Below are 19,049 nucleotides of genomic sequence, written 5' to 3'. Positions count from 1 at the left end.
ATATGATTAAAGCACCTTCCGAATTCCCTCAACAATAGTAGTCCTTTATGTGCGAAAGAACATAAACGAACTAAAAACGCTCAAAAATAACAAACAAACATCTTTAATTGTGACGTAAATCACGATAATAAAAATAAAATATATTTCAAAAAATCCATAAATCGCTCAAAATTACGAACAATACGAAATTATATCTATATGTTATCGATACCTTACAGATGTATGAGTCTGTTTTAGCTATTATTTTCTTCGATATAGAAAAAATCAATTCGAATTTTCGTTTACTGCTTATCACTAGTAAGCTGTGGTGATTCGCTCATACTAGTCCATACTATCCATATTAATAGTCATGTGGAGACAAACATGTTAAGTATTTTTAAGCCGGCGTCCCACAAAACCCGGTTGCCTGCGCAAGAAATAGATCCATTCTATCGTCGCTTGCGCTGGCAAATTTTTATAGGGATTTTCTTTGGATATGCTGCCTATTATTTGGTGAGGAAAAATTTTGCTCTGGCAATGCCGTATTTGGTAGAACAAGGCTTTTCCAGAGGTGACCTTGGTTTCGCTCTATCGGGTATTTCAATCGCATACGGATTCTCAAAGTTCATTATGGGTTCCGTGTCCGACCGTTCCAACCCACGTATCTTTCTGCCAGCGGGTTTGATACTTGCAGCAGCCGTAATGTTATTTATGGGCTTTGTGCCGTGGGCAACTTCAAGCATTGCTATCATGTTTGTTCTGCTGTTCCTGTGCGGCTGGTTCCAGGGTATGGGATGGCCTCCTTGTGGCCGTACTATGGTTCATTGGTGGTCACAAAAAGAGCGTGGCAGGATTGTTTCTATCTGGAACTGCGCCCATAACGTTGGCGGTGGTTTGCCACCATTGCTATTCCTCCTAGGTATGGCATGGTTCAATGACTGGAAAGCGGCTCTCTATATGCCTGCATTTGCGGCTATCCTAGTTGCCATGATCACCTTCGCTCTGATGCGTGATACCCCACAATCCTGTGGTTTACCACCAATCGAAGAGTACAAAAACGACTATCCACCTGATTACACAGAAAAAGATGAAAGTGAACTGACTGCAAAAGAAATTTTCATGCAGTACGTTCTGCCTAACAAACTACTGTGGATGATTGCGGTTGCCAACGTATTCGTTTACTTGCTGCGTTACGGTATTCTTGACTGGTCACCAACTTACCTGAGAGAAGTTAAGCACTTCGCACTGGATAAATCTTCCTGGGCTTACTTCCTGTATGAATACGCAGGTATCCCTGGTACGTTGCTGTGCGGCTGGATGTCTGACAAGGTGTTCAAAGGCAACCGTGGTGCTACTGGTGTCTTCTTTATGACACTTGTTACCATCGCCACTATTGTCTTCTGGATGAACCCGGCAGGTAATCCGACTGTTGATATGATCTGTATGCTGGTGATTGGCTTCCTGATTTACGGCCCTGTTATGCTGATAGGACTACATGCCCTTGAATTAGCACCAAAAAAAGCAGCAGGTACTGCGGCTGGCTTTACTGGCCTGTTTGGCTATTTGGGTGGCTCGGTAGCAGCCAGCGCCATTGTCGGTTACACCGTTGACTTCGCAGGCTGGGATGGCGGCTTTATGATCATGGTCGGTGGTAGCATCCTGTCCGTTATTCTATTGCTGTTTGTTATGATAAGTGAAAACAAACACAAGCAAGAAATGGCTCGCCAAGGTTAAAAATATAACTGAAATACGTTGATTAATAACCATATCATTCGCAGTACAATAAAGTTGTACTGCGATTTCATTAGCTATACTGAATCTTTCATTTTCTGAGATAAACGCCCTAAACCTTCAACCTAAACAATGTCTGTTTTCATAATTTAAAATTATTATTTGAATACAAAAGACCAATTCCATTTTTTATTTCTGTTCATTTAATAACAGATAGGACAGGATTAGATATAAACATAATCTGAAGAAAAATCAGTACAGTAGTAAGTAATATCATTCTTTATTCAAGATTTTTATTAGAATAAATGGAGAGTTCCTATGCAGATCCCTATTAAAGCTATTATGACCGGTCTTCTGTTAACATCATCAATGTCAGGTATTACACATGCTGCAACAGATAAAATTGTTATCGCCCATCGTGGTGCCAGCGGTTATTTACCTGAACACACATTACCCGCCAAAGCAATGGCCTATGCGCAAGGAGCGGATTACCTTGAGCAAGATTTGGTTATGACTAAGGATGATCAACTTATTGTACTGCACGACCATTATCTTGATCGCGTAACCGATGTCGCAGAACGTTTCCCGAACCGTGCTCGTACTGACGGGCGCTATTATGCCATCGACTTTACTTTGCCAGAAATTAAATCACTGAAATTTACTGAAGGTTTTGATATTAAGGATGGCAAAAAAGTACAAAACTATCCTGGCCGTTTTCCAATGGGAAAATCGGATTTTCGTATTCACACTTTTCAGGAAGAACTAGAATTTATTCAAGGTCTGAACAAATCTACCGGAAAAGATATCGGTATTTATCCTGAGATCAAAGCTCCATGGTTCCATCGTCAGGAAGGAAAAGACATCACAACTAAAGTATTGGAAATACTAAAACAATATGGCTATACCAAAAAGAACGATAAAGTCTATCTGCAATGTTTTGATGCCAATGAGCTGAAACGCATCAAAAATGAGCTGGAACCAAAATTGGGAATGGATCTGAAACTTGTTCAGCTTATTGCTTACACTGACTGGAATGAAACCTACGAGCAAAAAACAGATGGCACGTGGCGAAACTACAGTTACGACTGGATGTTTAAGCCGGGCGCAATGAAAGAAGTGGCAAAATATGCTGACGGTATTGGCCCTGATTACCATATGCTGATCGCCAGTGATTCTACACCAAACAACATTAAATTGACTGGTATGGTGAAAGAAGCTCACGCCAGTCATCTGGTGGTACATCCATACACTATCCGTATTGACCAACTGCCAAAATACGCCACCAGCGGAAATCAATTGTTTAATATCGTTTTTGACAAAGCAAATGTCGATGGTGCATTCACCGATTTCCCTGATTTAGCCGTGAAATTCCTGGAAAAACATCACGAACATAAGTAATCAATATCACCATGAAAAAAGGGGGCAACTTTAATGTCCCCTTTATACTCAATGAAGTTCAGGTTAAGAGATTCCCACTGGAAATGCGATCACTTCGCTGATCCTCTCTGCACCTAGTGCCAGCATAATCAGGCGATCAACCCCCAATGCAACTCCGGCACATTCCGGCATACCATGAGCCAATGCTTCAAGCAGGTACTCATCAATCGGCTGTACAGGCAACCCCATTGCTTCACGTTTCCGGTTATCCTGTTCGAAACGCAGGCGCTGCTCTTTGCTGTCTGTCAGTTCACGGAAACCGTTCGCTAGTTCCATGCCTTTGAAATAAACTTCAAAGCGCTGGGCAACACAATGATCTTCATTACTGATTTCTGCCAATGCCGCCTGGGATGCAGGGAAATGGTAGATAAACGTCGGCTTTTCAATCCCAATGTGCGTTTCAACCCCCATGGTAAAAAGCAATTGCAGCAAGATATCCCGATCCTCTTCACAATCAGCGATATTGCTGAGATCAAGTTTTGCCGCTACTTCACGCAGTTTTTCCTTGCTTGCAGTCAGAGGGTCAATATCCAAATAACGAATAAATGCCTGCTGGTAAGAAAGAGATTCGCCACTTTCACAATCCAGAATTTGCTGCAATAGATCATCCACTTCATTCATCAAACGATACATATCGTAATGCGGACGATACCATTCTAGCATGGTGAATTCAGGATTATGGTGACGCCCCGCTTCTTCATTACGGAAACTTTTTCCCATCTGGTAAATAGAACCGCTACCTGCTGCCAACAAACGTTTCATGTGATATTCAGGGCTGGTTATCAGGTACAGAGGCAAGCCATCCGCCGCGCCAGGCCCGACAAATCGTGTCTGGAAAGGAACAAAATGGACGTCAGTGACGGTCGCTTGAGTCATGGCAGGTGTTTCAACCTCCAACACCCCACGATCTGCGAAAAAGCGCCGTATTTCTGTCAGAATCTCTGCTCTTTTCAATAGGTTGGCGATAGAGGCAGTTGGCTGCCAATCCGCGACTTCATTCATGTTGCTATGACTCCAAATAAAACAAAAGGCATAGTTTACTCATATCAGGGCCACCAGACAAATTTTCAATATGAAATTGGCAAGCAATTATTCTCGGCAATATAAGTGACCAGAATCTCTCTCATCTCTGTACGGAAGATAATAAAACATAAATTTTAAACTTTCATTGTGATTCCATTGAATAATATGAACATCCGTGTCCAAATGCCAGAAGATTCTATTGGAGTCAAAGAAAGTAGAAAGTAGGAAAATGTATCTCATCTTAATTCCAAGGAGCATGAGGATCAGGTATTACACCCGGAATTTCAACCCTAACACCTGAGATATAACTAAGTTTTTCTGGATAAGTAATCTTGGTGAGTTTTAATGATACAAGAAATGAATCGTTTAAAGCTAACAGTAATGTGATATATATTCCTTCTCCACTTATACGATGTTCAGGGTATGCTAAATAAAATTTTTCAAAATGAAATCCGTGTGAATCCACAAACTTTATTTCAATATTACTAAATAAAACATCAGCCTCTACCCCAACAATTTTTACATTGTAAATAGTTGTTTCATCATCTTCTCGTATCTCATTTGATACTGATTTATCATTGCTGTTCATGTGATTACTCCTTTCACTAATTTTTAATAAATTTCTTAAAAGTGAATTAGTCAAGATTATTTTTACACTGTACTAAATGTAGCACCTGAAATTAAACCAACTTCTGGTTCACCATGATATCCAGTAGCTTTTATTCTTACTATAGATCTTTTGAGTAAAGACTCCAATAACCCCATATATATTGCAATTCCGCCTATTTCCTGATTAGGAGCTGCAAGTGCATAAAAAAGAACACCATACTGATCATGATGGACTGTGATCCTAACACCACTGCTTCTGTCTTCCAGACCGAAAATCTGCAACCTAAGAATTTTTACGTCGTAATATACCTCACCAGCTGTTAATGTATTGGCTGTTAATGTATTGGCTGATATTGATTTATCTTTAATATTCATATGATTATTCCTTTAGATAATTATTTATATAAAAAACACAAACAAAATTCAGTAGAGATCTAACTCTGAATTGAAAACCACAATATCATCAGAATATAACCATCAATTAAGTGGAAGAAAATCCCCCTATTTTTAATTGGTGCTAAATCCCTATATAGAATAGGGATAAGATATTGATTTATGATTATGCAAGAGTTTTCTCACCCCTATTCAGGAAAATATATTACATTTCCTTTTTACCAATCTAAATTTCGAATAAATATAAAACTGGAAACTTATTAAATGTGACCCAAAGAAGATAAATTCTAATCAAAAACTATATATAAAAGTTAGATGATGATTATTGATATGTCAAAGAAAATATTTTAAATTACTGATTAATGAAAAAATCACACAATTCCCATTATCAAAATAAAACAACATTTATATTTAATTCCATATTTCCATTAAAAAAACTCATATGTAAAAATTACTCTAAAAATATAATACGGACATACCTTATTGTTAAATGACTTATTTAATAAGTATTTTTTATTCAGTTAATATTCTGACTGATAATTTTTTTTAAAATGAAATCGTCATTAATTACAGAAATGTGTTTATCTCTTACTTTTATCAAAAAATTTGATAAATTATTTTTCATCATCGCATGCATCATACCAATAAGTAAAAAACCTGTCTCAGATCACGTTTTGCAGGGAAAATCATACAAAATACGCATTTATATCAAATTTACTCCCGACACTATTCGCTATAATTAAACCATACAAAAAATAACAGATAGTGAACCTCTCTCGTTAAAATATAGAAAATCACTCATATACCCAATGGATTTCAAGATGTATCGCGGCGGCAAGGGAATGACAAATTCGTCGGAAACGAATTTACCCAGCCAAAGGCTGGCCTCCGATGAGAGGCAGGAGCCTCTCATTAATTACCGGAAGCATAGATAACCGGATGTTTATAAAAACGGTGACCGGAGTGAGTGAGCTCAGCCAACAAAGAGGCGACTTGAAAGACGAAGAGTATAACATCACTACAAATAATGCATTGATAAATAATAATAAATATTACTTCAGCATAGCAAAAATAAAGAAACAAATGAGTAATAACACAACGGTTCCTTTAACTGATTTTTGATTTATTTAGTTTGAACCCACACTTAAACAACGGAGAAGTACAGTGCAAACCTTCAATGCTGATCTAGTAATTATCGGAGCCGGTGGCGCAGGTCTACGGGCAGCTATCGCTGCGGCTGAAGCTAATCCCCAACTCAAAATTGCCCTGATTTCCAAAGTGTATCCTATGCGCAGCCACACCGTCGCCGCAGAAGGTGGATCAGCCGCTGTCACTCAATCTCATGACTCCTATGATTTTCATTTCAATGACACGGTGTCTGGTGGCGATTGGCTATGTGAACAGGATGTGGTTGAATATTTTGTCAAACATTGTCCAACGGAAATGATCCAATTGGAGCAATGGGGCTGCCCATGGAGCCGTAAGGAAGATGGTTCTATCAATGTTCGTCGTTTTGGCGGCATGAAAATTGAACGCACATGGTTTGCTGCCGATAAAACCGGCTTTCACATGCTGCATACACTATTTCAAACCTCGCTCAAATATCCTCAAATCCAGCGTTTTGATGAGCATTTTGTCCTTGATATTCTGGTTGATGAAGGTCAAGCACGCGGTTTGGTCGCCTTGAATATGATGGAAGGAAGCAAAGTTCAAATTCGCGCAAATGCGGTCATTATGGCTACCGGCGGCGCCGGACGTGTATATCGCTACAACACCAATGGTGGCATTGTGACAGGCGATGGTATGGGTATGGCTTACCGCCACGGTATTCCATTGCGTGATATGGAGTTTGTGCAGTATCACCCAACCGGTTTACCGGGATCAGGGATCCTAATGACCGAAGGTTGCCGGGGTGAGGGTGGGATCCTGGTTAACAAAGATGGCTACCGCTATCTACAGGATTACGGGTTGGGGCCAGAAACTCCACTCGGTCATCCGGAAAATAAATATATGGAACTGGGGCCACGCGACAAAGTTTCGCAGGCATTCTGGCATGAATGGCGAGCAGGCCGGACCATTGCAACACCACGTGGTGATGTTGTGCATCTGGATCTACGCCATCTGGGTGAGAAGAAATTACTTGAGCGCTTACCATTTATTTGTGAATTAGCCAAAGCCTATGTAGGTGTTGATCCGGTCAAAGAACCGATCCCCGTTCGCCCTACAGCGCATTACACGATGGGTGGAATCGAAACCAATCAACAATGTGAAACCCGTATCAAAGGGCTGTTTGCCATTGGAGAGTGTTCTTCGGTTGGCCTGCATGGTGCAAACCGTCTTGGCTCTAACTCACTGGCAGAACTGGTGGTCTTCGGTCGTCTGGCGGGTGAAAAGGCTGTTAAACACGCTCAGGAAGCTATATCTGCCAATGAAAATGCACTGGCTGCGCAAGCCCGCGATATCGAAGCTAAACTCAATAAGCTGCTGAATCAGCAAGGTAATGAAAACTGGGCGAAAATACGCGATGAGTTAGGAACCTCAATGGAAGAAGGTTGCGGTATTTATCGTACTCCTGAGTTAATGCAGAAGACGATTGATAAGATTGCTGAACTGAAAGAGCGTTTTAAACACATCCAAATCAGTGACCGCTCCAGTGTATTCAATACTGATCTGCTCTATACCATTGAACTGGGATTTAGTCTGGATGTCGCTGAATGTATGGCTCACTCGGCCATGAACCGTAAAGAGTCCCGCGGCGCTCACCAGCGCCTTGATACAGGCTGCACAGAACGTGATGATGAAAACTTCCTGAAACATACACTGGCCTTCTATAACCCGGAAGGTGCCCCACATTTGGAATACAGTGATGTGAAGATCACTAAATCCCAACCAGCAAAACGGGTCTATGGCGGTGAAGCTACAGCCCAAGAGAAAAAACAGAAGGAGCAAGCGAATGACTGAGATGAAAAAACTGAAAATGGAAGTCATGCGCTATAACCCGGAAATCGATAATGAGCCATATTTTGCAACTTACGAAGTGCCCTACGATGAGCAGACTTCTCTGTTGGATGCCTTAGGCTATATTAAAGATAATCTGGCCCCTGACCTGTCTTACCGCTGGTCTTGCCGTATGGCAATCTGTGGTTCCTGCGGCATGATGGTGAACCGCGTACCAAAACTGGCCTGTAAGACTTTCCTGCGTGATTATTCGCAAAGTCTGAAGGTTGAAGCATTAGGGAATTTCCCGATTGAACGGGATTTAGTGGTGGATATGACTCATTTTATTGAGAGCCTGGAAGCCATCAAGCCTTATATCATCGGCAATGAGCGCAAACCCTCTGATGGCCCGAATGTGCAAACTCCGGCACAGATGGCGAAGTATCATCAATTCTCCGGCTGTATCAACTGTGGCCTATGCTACGCAGCTTGCCCTCAGTTTGGCCTGAATCCTGAGTTTATCGGCCCTGCCGCAGTCACACTGGCGCACCGCTATAATCTTGATAATCGAGATCACGGCCAAAAAGAGCGGATGCCACAGATCAACAGCGATAATGGCGTCTGGTCTTGTACGTTTGTCGGTTATTGCTCTGAGGTTTGCCCGAAGCATGTTGATCCAGCGGGTGCAATTCAACAAAGCAAAGCAGAAAGTGCCAAAGATTTCATTATCTCTATGCTGAAACCATAATAAGGGAGGAAAGAATAATGGCAACAAAACGTAAACCTTATGTACGTGGCATGGAGCCTAATTGGTGGCATAAATTGGGATTCTATCGATTCTATATGCTGCGTGAAGGGACAGCTATTCCTACCGTTTGGTTCAGTATTTTAGTGCTCTATGGCCTGTTCGCTTTGAAAGGCGGCCCCGAAAATTGGGCAGGGTTTGTCTCTTTCCTGCAAAATCCGCTGGTATTGCTGATTAATGTTATCACCCTGCTGGCTTCATTATTGCATACCAAAACGTGGTTTGAGCTGGCTCCCAAGGCTCTCAATATCATTATCAAAAGTGAAAAAATTCCACCGGGACCGGTTGTCAAACTACTGTGGGCAACCACTATCATTGCTAGTGCCGTTATTCTCGGTGTAGCACTGCTCTAACCCCAAGGAGGATCTGATGAATCAAGTACCAAAACGTTCCAATGAACCGATTTTCTGGAGCCTGTTTGGTGCAGGTGGTATGTGGAGTGCCATTGTTGGGCCTGCAATTATCCTGCTACTAGGTATTTTGCTGCCACTGGGACTAGCACCGGAAGCGCTTTCTTATGAACGCATTCTGACATTTTGTCAGAGTTTTATTGGCCGCATCTTTTTGCTGCTGATGATTAGCCTGCCTTTATGGTGTGGTTTGCACCGTATTCATCACGGTATGCACGATCTGAAAATTCATATTCCCGCCAGTCAATGGGGGTTTTATGGTGCAGCCGCGATTCTGACTGTGGTTGCCTTGATTGGGATTTTTACGCTGTAATAGCGCTAATTTTAGCAAGCTATCCTGTAAAAAGTCTGCGGATAAACCGCAGACTTTTTACGAAAGGTATTTTTGCAACCTTTAAGACCTGTTCATTAGAACTTATAAGAAATTGTCGCTTTATATGTGCGGCCTTTTTCTTCTTGCCCTTTATAAATATTCAGATAGTAAGACTGTTCGTTGTAACGTTTATCGAAGATATTATCGATACCAAGCTGGATTTCTGTGTTTTTAAATGAGCCCGTTTTCGGAGCCCAGGAAATATACATATCACTGACGCTATAGCCTGATTTATGTACATTTACAACCCGACCACTATCTGTCCCTTTCGCGTCTGCTGACCTGACAAATCGGGAATTCCAACCGAGTTCAATGTCAGTTTTATCAAACAAGTAACTTCCCCCAATGGTAAAAGAATCACCAATAGTTGGTGTGAACTCTAATCTTCTGTCAAACAACTCATTACCTTGCATAATTTTATTATTCGCTTTGGCGTAAGTCGCTCTTAAGGACCAGTTATCCAGTTTATATTTAGTCGCTAATTCAAACCCTTCCAATCTGGATTTTGGGATGTTGTGTAGCTCTCTTTTAGCTAAAGTCGTAGACAGGTTTTTAAAATTGGTCTGGAATACTTTACCAATTACAGTAAATGAGTCGTTTTCAGCAAAAATACTAGGATATGTTCCCGCTACGCCAGTTTCTAAGTTGTACCCTGTTGTAGTTTTCAAGTTAGCATTGTGATTGCTTGGCCCCAGACCAATCTCTTTGCCCAATGGCCCTCTGAAAAGTTCGGTATAATTGGCAAATAATGTGGTTGACGCTCCAAGTTCGTATTTCAAACCAAGTGCTTTTGAGAAACGAGCATAAGTTCTCTCAAAAGGTTCATGGTTTTTATTAATAGTGTTGTATTTGTAATGATCCCATCTGACACCTGGTATGAAATGGAAATCAGCAATTTGAATATCATCTTCCAAATAAACAGATGATGACTTTCCTGTTTCTACTGCTTTTTTGTGTACATTTTCTGATACATCAGTGTATGCCATTCTGGTATCAAAATATTCATACCCATAAGTTAAAACATGGGATAATTTCTGGGTATCAAAATTAGAGACATTACGCGCCCTAATGCCTTGAGTTTCAACAATACTGTCAAATCCCTTTCCAGGCCCACCGACTTCCCTCATATGATTGAAATTTTGTTCTGTGTGATAGGCAGAAATTTTTAAATCAATGAAGTCATTATCGACTGGTACATATCTGTAAGTAAGATTATAAGCATCACGCTCTACAACGTACTTTCCTTTTTTCCCTTTATTGATGTCCGAACCAAAATTCAATCTGAAATTAGTATCCGCATCATTCTGATAACGTTCTCTTGATACACTGATGTACTGATCATCAGTCAGATTGAATTTCGCTTTTAATAAATAATTGACCAGTTTCCCATCGGTAGGAATTGAATCTCTTCCGCGGCTATCTCTGCCCGATTCAGCATCATTCATATTACGATGGTTAAAGTAGCCTAATAAATCAACTGCTCCCATTCTGCCATAAGTTGCTAAAGATTGCTGGAACTCAGAACCATTACTAACATAACTTAATTTGCCTTTTGTACCAAATAATTGGCCCGGCTCTAATAAATCACCAGCATCAACGGTTTCAAATTTTAATGCACCGCCAAGGGCTCCGGTATCATAGGTAATACTATTAGTACCAACGCTGATATCAATTTGCTTCAGCATTTCAGGGTCTATACCGTAATTCCCCGCATGATGGAAGTGATATCCCTCTTGCCGTGCACCATCAACCGTTACGTTGATGAACTGATCATCCATGCCACGGATTTTAAAGCGCTGCCCTAAAGCGCTAGGGTGACCCGCTTGAACGCCCGGTACATTCTTTAAAATCTCACCGACACTTTGTGCCTGTCTGACTTTAATTTCGTTACGGTTGACTTTTCCACTCTCTTGTTCTGCATTGTTACCTGCAATAACAACGAGTGTATCGCCAGTTGCCGTTGATTTTTTGATTGACCCTTCGGTGTTTGCTAATGCGTTAGTAGAGATAGCGACTGTCAGCATAGATGCAGACATCAAAGGAACACACAGACCACTTTTAGCCAAGCTTGCGTAAATTTTGGTAATTTTAGACATACATTTTTTAGTTAAAACATGATTGAGAATTATTATTATTTACATTTCTATAGGAAATGTAAATAACCTTAAGTGACTATCGTTTATTTTAACTATTTAGATTCGAAATCAGGTCCCAACAAATCCCACTATTCTTAGCTCTTAGCTCTTAGCTCTTAGCTCTTAGCTCTTAGCTCTTAGCTCTTAGCGAAGATTTGTTGACGATCTGAGTCCACAAAGGCAGGTTTATTTATTGAATAGAATGAAGAAGTTGATGACGATAAAAAGCCTGAGTGAGATCTTCACCTCAAAGCTCAAACGGGTATAAATTTATACCCGTTGGTTTTTTAGATAAAATATTAATACTCTATTCTGGCCAAAACTCGGTCTGCATCCTGATAATTCCCTGCCTGAGCACAGAATGTGATTCTCCCTGAACGATGTGCACGGATCTGTACCTCCATTTTCATGGCTTCCATCACAGCAATCACATCACCTTCATTAACTTGCTCCCCTTCCTGAACTAACCAAGAATGCAGAATGCCGGAAATAGGTGCCTTTACCTGACGGGGATCTTGCGACTTTTTTTGCTTTGTTATTGGCTGAGAAAATTGCTTCTCACTGGCAGACGCTAATTTCGCTAAACCTGCCAATAAATCTGATGACAAGCCCAATTGATGCCTGCGACCATCAATTTCAATATATGTGCGGGTGATATGCTTGTCCTCAGCCGGGATCTGACGAAGCGAAGCCTCCAGTTCATCGGCAAAGTCTGTTTCAATCCAGCGGGTATGAACGTTGAAATTATCTCCTGAGACAAAATCAGGATGTTCGATTACAGCTCGGTGGAAAGGTAAAACTGAGGCTACTCCACTGATTTTAAATTCTTGTAATGCCCGACGTGCACGGGCAAGAGCTTGCTCACGCGTTGTTCCTGTGACAATCAGTTTTGCCATCAATGAATCAAAAGCAGCGGGGATTGTAGAACCACTCATTACACCGGAGTCCAGACGAATACCGGGACCAGAAGGCGGGAGAAACTCTGTAATAGCGCCGGAAGTGGGCAAAAAACCTTTTCCGGCATCTTCTGCATTGATGCGAAATTCAAATGAGTGCCCTCTTGGTTCAGGTGTCTCTTGGATGCTTAACGGATAACCTTCTGCAATCCTCAACTGTTCAATGACCAAATCAATACCTGTTGTTTCTTCCGTAACAGGATGCTCTACTTGTAAGCGAGTATTCACTTCTAAGAAAGAGAGCGAACCATCAGCACTGAGTAAAAACTCGACCGTCCCCGCTCCAACATAATTGGCTGCCGCACAAATCGCTTTTGCCGCTTGATGAATGCGTTCCCGTTGCTGCTGAGTTAAAAAGGGAGCCGGAGCTTCTTCCACCAGTTTCTGATTCCGGCGCTGCAAGGAACAGTCTCGGGTGCCAAGCACAACGATATTGCCGTATTTATCTGCAATTACCTGCGCTTCAATATGACGCGGTTTATTCAGGAACTGTTCAATAAAACATTCCCCCCGCCCAAAAGCGGCTGTCGCCTCACGTATTGCGGAATAGTAAAGTTCTTCAACTTCATCCCGTCGCCAGGCCACTTTCAAACCACGACCTCCACCACCAAATGCGGCTTTAATGGCAATCGGTAAACCATGTTCCTCCGCAAAAGCAATAACTTCCTGCACATCTTTGACAGGCTCTGCAGTTCCTGCCACCAAGGGAGCACCAACTTGCCGGGCAATTTTACGTGCCTTAACTTTATTTCCCAATTCGTCAATTGTGTCAGGGTTAGGGCCAATCCAAATCAACCCCGCATCAATAACAGCACGGGCAAATTCAGCTCGCTCAGACAAAAAACCGTATCCGGGATGGATCATCGTTGCCTGCGCTTGCTTTGCAATTTCCAGTAAACGTGGAATATTAAGATAGGTTTCTGCGGGACTGCTTCCTACTAAAGCATACGCTTCATCTGCTAATTGCACGTGTTGTGCATCGATATCAGAATCTGCATAAACAGCTATCGTTTGTATGTCATAGTCACGACAAGCACGAATGATGCGAACAGCAATTTCACCACGATTGGCAATCAATACCTTATTTGTAGTCTTTTTTATATTGTTAACAGTAGTGTTCATTGCCGCTATTTACTCCCCTGGATTTCGTAAAATTGATTGATGGGATTAAATTGAATTTTGCCATTGATCGGGATCTGACCAGCAAGATCAAGGTGGTAATGTGCCACAGAAGCAATAACAGGATATCCACCAGTCACAGGATGATCTGCCAGAAACAATACTGGCTGCCCACTGGCCGGAATTTGTATCGCACCACTGCAAGTTCCTTCACTCGGTAATTCTTCGTGCTTAATACGTGATAGTGTGTACTCACCATTTAACCTCAAACCAATCCTGTTGGATTGTGGAGTTACCTGCCAGATTTGGTTTCGTAACAAATCAATTGATGTCTGCTCAAACCAGTCAGTACGAGGGCCGAGGAATATATCCAATACCACAACATCATCTTTATTTGGCATTACGAATGCAGGTGCTTCAGAAACAGATACCGCGGCACAGTGAGATGTTTCCCCTACGACTAATCTATCGTCAGGTTTTATTGGTACAGGGCCAATATTAGACAGCGTGTCAAATGAACGACTGGCCAGCACTTCAGGAATAATAAAACCACCTCTGACAGCCAGATAAGAACGCATTCCCGCATTGGGCATTCCCAATGTGATTTCATCTCCATCATTTAAATCAATAGGTTGATAAGAGTTTACATGCAAAATTTCCCCTTGCGGGGTTTTGATTCGAATTGGGCATAAAGCCCCGGTAACCCCAATAATTATTTTCCCTCGGGCGACAGCTTTAAATCCTCCTTGCACTATTTCTAAACATGCTTGATCAGAAGGGTTACCAACGATACGGTTTGCACTACGTAAGGCACTTTTATCCATTGCACCAGATGCCGATATTCCCAGCCCTGATTTTCCAAAACGCCCTAAATCTTGGAATAATGTTTGTAGCCCAACAGATAATATTTCCAAAGAACAAAAATTTTTCCCCGGAGACATTTCAGCAAAAGTTTCATCAGGAATAGACGATTTTTCAGGCAAACTTACCGTTACAATACCTCGTTCAACATTTCGGAAACTGACACGATTACCCGGTTGTAATAAAGCAGGTTCAGGGCGCGAAAGATCCCACATGCGTTCATTCGTAATACCAATCAGTTGCCAACCTCCGGGACTTGCCTGAGGATAAATACCACTGAACTCCCCCGCCAAGGCAACTGTGCCCGCGGGAATACGTGTTCTTGGTGTTTTGCGACGAGGAATATTCCATTGTGCAATATCCGAAATCATGTAAGCAAAACCAGGCGCAAATCCAGTAAAAGCCACCATATATTCATTTTCGGTGTGTTGGCGTATAACGTCCTGTATTGAGGTTCCCAGTATTTCAGCAACAGCAGCTAAGTCTTCACCCTTATAGCACACAGGGATCTCAATCTGTTTTCCACTCACATAGCGGCATGTTTGCAGACTTCGATTCTGAATCTCATCTACCAATTGATAAACTGAAATTGTCATCGGGTGAAAACGGATCATTAAAGTTCTCGCCGCCGGAATAATCTCTTCAATCCCAGGGATCGGTGTCATATTCAGCGAATCAAACAACATCAGTGTTTCTGTCAATCCACTGAGTTCAATCATAATGGAATTAAAATTAACAGGTAAAAAACGCAAGGCTATCTCCTGAAATCATTAATCTATGTGGTTATGAATGGATAAATGATCGAATGGTGATCCCTGCCTGTTGCAGGACAATTTTTATTTGTCTGGCCATATCCAGCGCCCCTAAGCTATCACCATGTACACAAATAGAATCTGCTTCAATAGGGGTGAATTTTCCATCAATAGATTCCACTCCTCCCTCTGTTACTAACTGCAACATACGCTGTGCAACATAGTTAGCATCATGCAATACAGCACCTTCTTCACGACGGGAAACCAATTCTCCTTTCGATGTGTAGGCACGATCTGCAAAGGCCTCAGAGATAGTTTTCAGACCTTTTTCTTGCGCCAGCCGGAGGATATTTGAGCCAGCCAATCCCATCAATGCAAGATTTGAGTTAATTGCCAATATGCCCTCAATAACCGCCAAAGCCTGCTGTTTATCATTAGCTATCGTGTTATAAAGCGCACCGTGTGGTTTTACATAACTGATTGTTGTTCCTATTGATGTAGCTAGTCCTTGCAAAGCACCAATCTGATAAATCACATCTGCAGTAAGTTCATGGCTGGCGAGATCCATATTACGACGGCCAAAACCAACTAAATCAGGATAAGAAACATGAGCCCCAATAACGATCTGATTTTCCTCCGCTAATTTCAGGGTCTGCAAAATTCCTGCCGGATCACCTGCGTGAAAGCCACAGGCAACATTTGCACTGCTAACAATCCCCAGCATTTCCTCATCATTTCCCATCCTCCACTGTCCAAAACTCTCACCAAGATCGCTGTTTAAATCAATTACATTCATCATATTGTTAAATCATCATTGTCATATTGTTGAACAATAGATAATTTCTGACGAGAAAATAATCAAATAAAATTAGTATATATAGTGTAAAAATCCAACAGAGATCACTTTATTCATATTCCCAACCAAATTCTCAAGCACGTAATATTGAGGTAGACAATATTGAAATACACAATGTTAGGATTAGGATGAAAAGAATCATGTCATTTTATGTTAGGCAAATAATCGTAACTTGCTGGTTATTCAAGAATATGTGAAGATTAACTTTTGAACACCAAAAGCACTTTTCTCAGCTACACCCAATGGATAACTATGAAAAGAGAGAGTTCTCCTCAAATTTTGAGTAAGAAAATTACAGAAATCATAAGAAATAAACTGGTTATCGGGGAATTATTACCCGGACAACGCTTATCAGAAGCAATCCTAAGTGAGCAACTTAAAATTTCCCGCAATACTTTACGGGAAGTATTCCGTACTCTTACTCAAGAAGGGTTATTAAAACACCAACCCAATCGTGGTGTGTTTGTAGCAATACCTGATATTGCGTCAATTATTGATATCTATCGAGTCAGAAAGCTGATTGAATGCCAAGCACTTATGCAGGCATACCCTATGCACCCTGCTGTTACCAAAATGCGTGAAGCAGTAACAAATGCCCAGCAATGTCAGAACCAGCAAGATTGGGTCAGAGTTGGTACAGCCAATATGTGTTTCCATGCTGCTATCGTAGAACTAACTGACAGTGAAAGATTAATGACATTCTACCGCAATATTTCGGCAGAACTCCGTTTAGCTTTTGGCCTCTTGAATGAACCTGAATTGTTATACGCCCCTTATGTCGATAAGAATACCTATATTCTAGAGCTTCTGGATTCTAATCAGACAGAATTAGCGGCGCAGAAAATGGAAGATTATCTGGATTTATCAGAAAGAACCGTACTGGCTGCTTATTCTCGCAAAAATAACGGATAACAACTGAAAAAATAAACTATTACCCCAAACGCAAAAAAGCCATCCGGGGACGGATGGCTTCTCTGACTGAATTGATGTCTGGCAGTGCCCTACTCTCACATGGGGAGACCCCACACTACCATCGGCGCTACGGCGTTTCACTGCTGAGTTCGGCATGGGGTCAGGTGGGACCACCGCGCTGTTGCCGCCAGACAAATCCTGTATTCAATCCCGAACAAGCTGCTTGTTATTTTCGTCCGTCACCGCTTCCGCGCCTATCGAAAATATACCTGAAACCCTGTCTTTCTCTCGTCTCTCAAACCCACAAAACCCCTTCGGTGTTGTCAGGTTAAGCCGCACGGGGCATTAGTACTGGTCAGCTCAACGTCTCGCAACGCTTACACACCCAGCCTATCCACGTCCTCGTCTCGGACGGCCCTTCAGGACTCTCCAGGAGTCAGGGAAGACTCATCTCAAGGCAAGTTTCCCGCTTAGATGCTTTCAGCGGTTATCTCTGCCGCACTTAGCTACCGGGCAGTGCCATTGGCATGACAACCCGTACACCAGTGGTGCGTCCACTCCGGTCCTCTCGTACTAGGAGCAGCCCCTTTCAATCTTCCAGCGCCCACGGCAGATAGGGACCGAACTGTCTCACGACGTTCTAAACCCAGCTCGCGTACCACTTTAAATGGCGAACAGCCATACCCTTGGGACCTACTTCAGCCCCAGGATGTGATGAGCCGACATCGAGGTGCCAAACACCGCCGTCGATATGAACTCTTGGGCGGTATCAGCCTGTTATCCCCGGAGTACCTTTTATCCGTTGAGCGATGGCCCTTCCATGCAGAACCACCGGATCACTAAGACCTACTTTCGTACCTGCTCGCGCCGTCACGCTCGCAGTCAAGCCAGCTTATGCCTTTGCACTAACCTCACGATGTCCGACCGTGATTAGCTGACCTTCGTGCTCCTCCGTTACGCTTTGGGAGGAGACCGCCCCAGTCAAACTACCCGCCAGACACTGTCCGCAACCCGGATAACGGGCCTACGTTAGAACATCAAACATTCAAGGGTGGTATTTCAAGGATGGCTCCGTGCAGACTGGCGTCCGCACTTCACAGCCTCCCACCTATCCTACACATCAAGGCTCAAGGTTCAGTGTCAAGCTATAGTAAAGGTTCACGGGGTCTTTCCGTCTTGCCGCGGGTACACTGCATCTTCACAGCGAGTTCAATTTCACTGAGTCTCGGGTGGAGACAGCCTGGCCATCATTACGCCATTCGTGCAGGTCGGAACTTACCCGACAAGGAATTTCGCTACCTTAGGACCGTTATAGTTACGGCCGCCGTTTACTGGGGCTTCGATCAAGAGCTTCTCCCTGAGGATGACCCCATCAATTAACCTTCCAGCACCGGGCAGGCGTCACACCGTATACGTCCACTTTCGTGTTTGCACAGTGCTGTGTTTTTATTAAACAGTTGCAGCCAGCTGGTATCTGCGGCTGGCCTCGGCTCCAAGAGCATGTCTTTTCACCTGGCGCCAGCGTGCCTTCTCCCGAAGTTACGGCACCATTTTGCCTAGTTCCTTCACCCGAGTTCTCTCAAGCGCCTGAGTATTCTCTACCTGACCACCTGTGTCGGTTTGGGGTACGATTCCGTGTTACCTGGTGCTTAGAGGCTTTTCCTGGAAGCAGGGCATCTGTCACTTCAGCACCGTAGTGCCTCGTCATCACGCCTCAGTGTTGCGGATAACCGGATTTGCCGGGTTATCCCACCTACCCGC

General features: G+C 42.6%; 15 protein-coding genes and 2 rRNA genes (1 of these 17 running past the window's edge). 8 read left to right on the top strand and 9 right to left on the bottom strand.

Features of this window, described 5'->3' with window-relative positions; translation table 11 throughout:
- Window positions 1-363: 363 nt before the first annotated feature.
- Both glpT and glpQ read left to right on the top strand, forming a co-directional pair.
- Window positions 364-1,713 (top strand): glycerol-3-phosphate transporter, encoded by a 1,350-nt coding sequence (gene glpT, locus HGO23_RS01760; RefSeq protein ID WP_099137115.1) that lies wholly within the window; start codon window positions 364-366, stop codon window positions 1,711-1,713.
- Between the two features lie 315 nt (window positions 1,714-2,028).
- Window positions 2,029-3,108, top strand: coding sequence for a glycerophosphodiester phosphodiesterase (glpQ, locus tag HGO23_RS01755; RefSeq protein WP_209027759.1), 1,080 nt, complete (start codon window positions 2,029-2,031; stop codon window positions 3,106-3,108).
- A gap of 63 nt (window positions 3,109-3,171) precedes the next feature.
- Here the strand turns inward: glpQ and epmA are convergent, their stop codons facing one another.
- The 3 genes from epmA to HGO23_RS01740 form a co-directional block, all read right to left on the bottom strand.
- Window positions 3,172-4,149, bottom strand: coding sequence for an elongation factor P--(R)-beta-lysine ligase (gene epmA, locus HGO23_RS01750; RefSeq protein ID WP_209027757.1), 978 nt, complete (start codon window positions 4,147-4,149; stop codon window positions 3,172-3,174).
- 262 nt (window positions 4,150-4,411) lie between these two features.
- On the bottom strand, window positions 4,412-4,759 hold the full coding sequence (locus HGO23_RS01745) for a hypothetical protein (RefSeq protein ID WP_099137110.1): 348 nt from the start codon (window positions 4,757-4,759) through the stop codon (window positions 4,412-4,414).
- A gap of 62 nt (window positions 4,760-4,821) precedes the next feature.
- Entirely contained in the window at window positions 4,822-5,154 is a 333-nt protein-coding gene (locus HGO23_RS01740; protein WP_209027756.1) for a hypothetical protein, read from the bottom strand.
- A gap of 981 nt (window positions 5,155-6,135) precedes the next feature.
- Between HGO23_RS01740 and HGO23_RS01735 the strand changes: the two genes are divergently transcribed.
- Genes HGO23_RS01735 through frdD form a run of 5 tightly spaced genes read left to right on the top strand, consistent with a single transcriptional unit; the run spans window position 6,136 to window position 9,637 of the window.
- A complete protein-coding gene (locus tag HGO23_RS01735; protein WP_209027754.1) occupies window positions 6,136-6,294 on the top strand; it encodes a hypothetical protein in 159 nt (52 codons plus the stop codon).
- A gap of 42 nt (window positions 6,295-6,336) precedes the next feature.
- On the top strand, window positions 6,337-8,133 hold the full coding sequence (gene frdA / locus HGO23_RS01730) for a fumarate reductase (quinol) flavoprotein subunit (RefSeq protein ID WP_209027752.1): 1,797 nt from the start codon (window positions 6,337-6,339) through the stop codon (window positions 8,131-8,133).
- Window positions 8,126-8,857, top strand: a complete 732-nt coding sequence (locus HGO23_RS01725; RefSeq protein WP_099137106.1) for a succinate dehydrogenase/fumarate reductase iron-sulfur subunit — start codon at window positions 8,126-8,128, stop codon at window positions 8,855-8,857. The genes frdA and HGO23_RS01725 overlap by 8 nt, the downstream gene beginning before the upstream one ends.
- Window positions 8,858-8,874: 17 nt before the next feature.
- A complete protein-coding gene (gene frdC / locus HGO23_RS01720) occupies window positions 8,875-9,267 on the top strand; it encodes a fumarate reductase subunit FrdC (RefSeq protein WP_099137104.1) in 393 nt (130 codons plus the stop codon).
- A gap of 16 nt (window positions 9,268-9,283) precedes the next feature.
- Window positions 9,284-9,637 (top strand): fumarate reductase subunit FrdD, encoded by a 354-nt coding sequence (frdD, locus tag HGO23_RS01715; protein WP_209027750.1) that lies wholly within the window; start codon window positions 9,284-9,286, stop codon window positions 9,635-9,637.
- Window positions 9,638-9,732: 95 nt separating this feature from the next.
- Here the strand turns inward: frdD and HGO23_RS01710 are convergent, their stop codons facing one another.
- From HGO23_RS01710 to HGO23_RS01695, 4 genes are all read right to left on the bottom strand, one after another.
- Window positions 9,733-11,793 carry a TonB-dependent receptor domain-containing protein gene (locus HGO23_RS01710; RefSeq protein ID WP_209027749.1) on the bottom strand — a complete coding sequence of 687 codons (2,061 nt, stop codon included), beginning with the start codon at window positions 11,791-11,793 and terminating at the stop codon, window positions 9,733-9,735.
- 338 nt (window positions 11,794-12,131) lie between these two features.
- Window positions 12,132-13,910, bottom strand: coding sequence for an acetyl/propionyl/methylcrotonyl-CoA carboxylase subunit alpha (locus HGO23_RS01705; protein ID WP_099137100.1), 1,779 nt, complete (start codon window positions 13,908-13,910; stop codon window positions 12,132-12,134).
- Between the two features lie 5 nt (window positions 13,911-13,915).
- Window positions 13,916-15,520 (bottom strand): 5-oxoprolinase subunit B/C family protein, encoded by a 1,605-nt coding sequence (locus HGO23_RS01700; RefSeq protein WP_099137099.1) that lies wholly within the window; start codon window positions 15,518-15,520, stop codon window positions 13,916-13,918.
- Window positions 15,521-15,551: 31 nt separating this feature from the next.
- Window positions 15,552-16,319 (bottom strand): LamB/YcsF family protein, encoded by a 768-nt coding sequence (locus HGO23_RS01695; RefSeq protein ID WP_209027747.1) that lies wholly within the window; start codon window positions 16,317-16,319, stop codon window positions 15,552-15,554.
- Between the two features lie 309 nt (window positions 16,320-16,628).
- On the opposite strand from HGO23_RS01695, the gene HGO23_RS01690 reads away from it, so the two are divergent.
- The gene (locus HGO23_RS01690) at window positions 16,629-17,288 is read left to right on the top strand and encodes a GntR family transcriptional regulator (RefSeq protein ID WP_209027745.1); all 660 of its coding nucleotides are present in this window, start codon (window positions 16,629-16,631) and stop codon (window positions 17,286-17,288) included.
- A 76-nt stretch (window positions 17,289-17,364) separates the two neighbouring features.
- On the opposite strand, the gene rrf is transcribed toward HGO23_RS01690, so the two are convergent.
- A 5S ribosomal RNA gene (gene rrf, locus HGO23_RS01685) occupies window positions 17,365-17,480 on the bottom strand.
- 132 nt (window positions 17,481-17,612) lie between these two features.
- Window positions 17,613-19,049, bottom strand: a 23S ribosomal RNA gene (locus tag HGO23_RS01680) (it continues 1,472 nt past the right edge of the window).

The organism is Xenorhabdus budapestensis, from assembly GCF_017743015.1.
GTDB lineage: Bacteria > Pseudomonadota > Gammaproteobacteria > Enterobacterales > Enterobacteriaceae > Xenorhabdus > Xenorhabdus budapestensis.
Note: the sequence above shows the minus strand (reverse complement) of the source record. Positions and strands in the feature narration are given on the sequence as shown.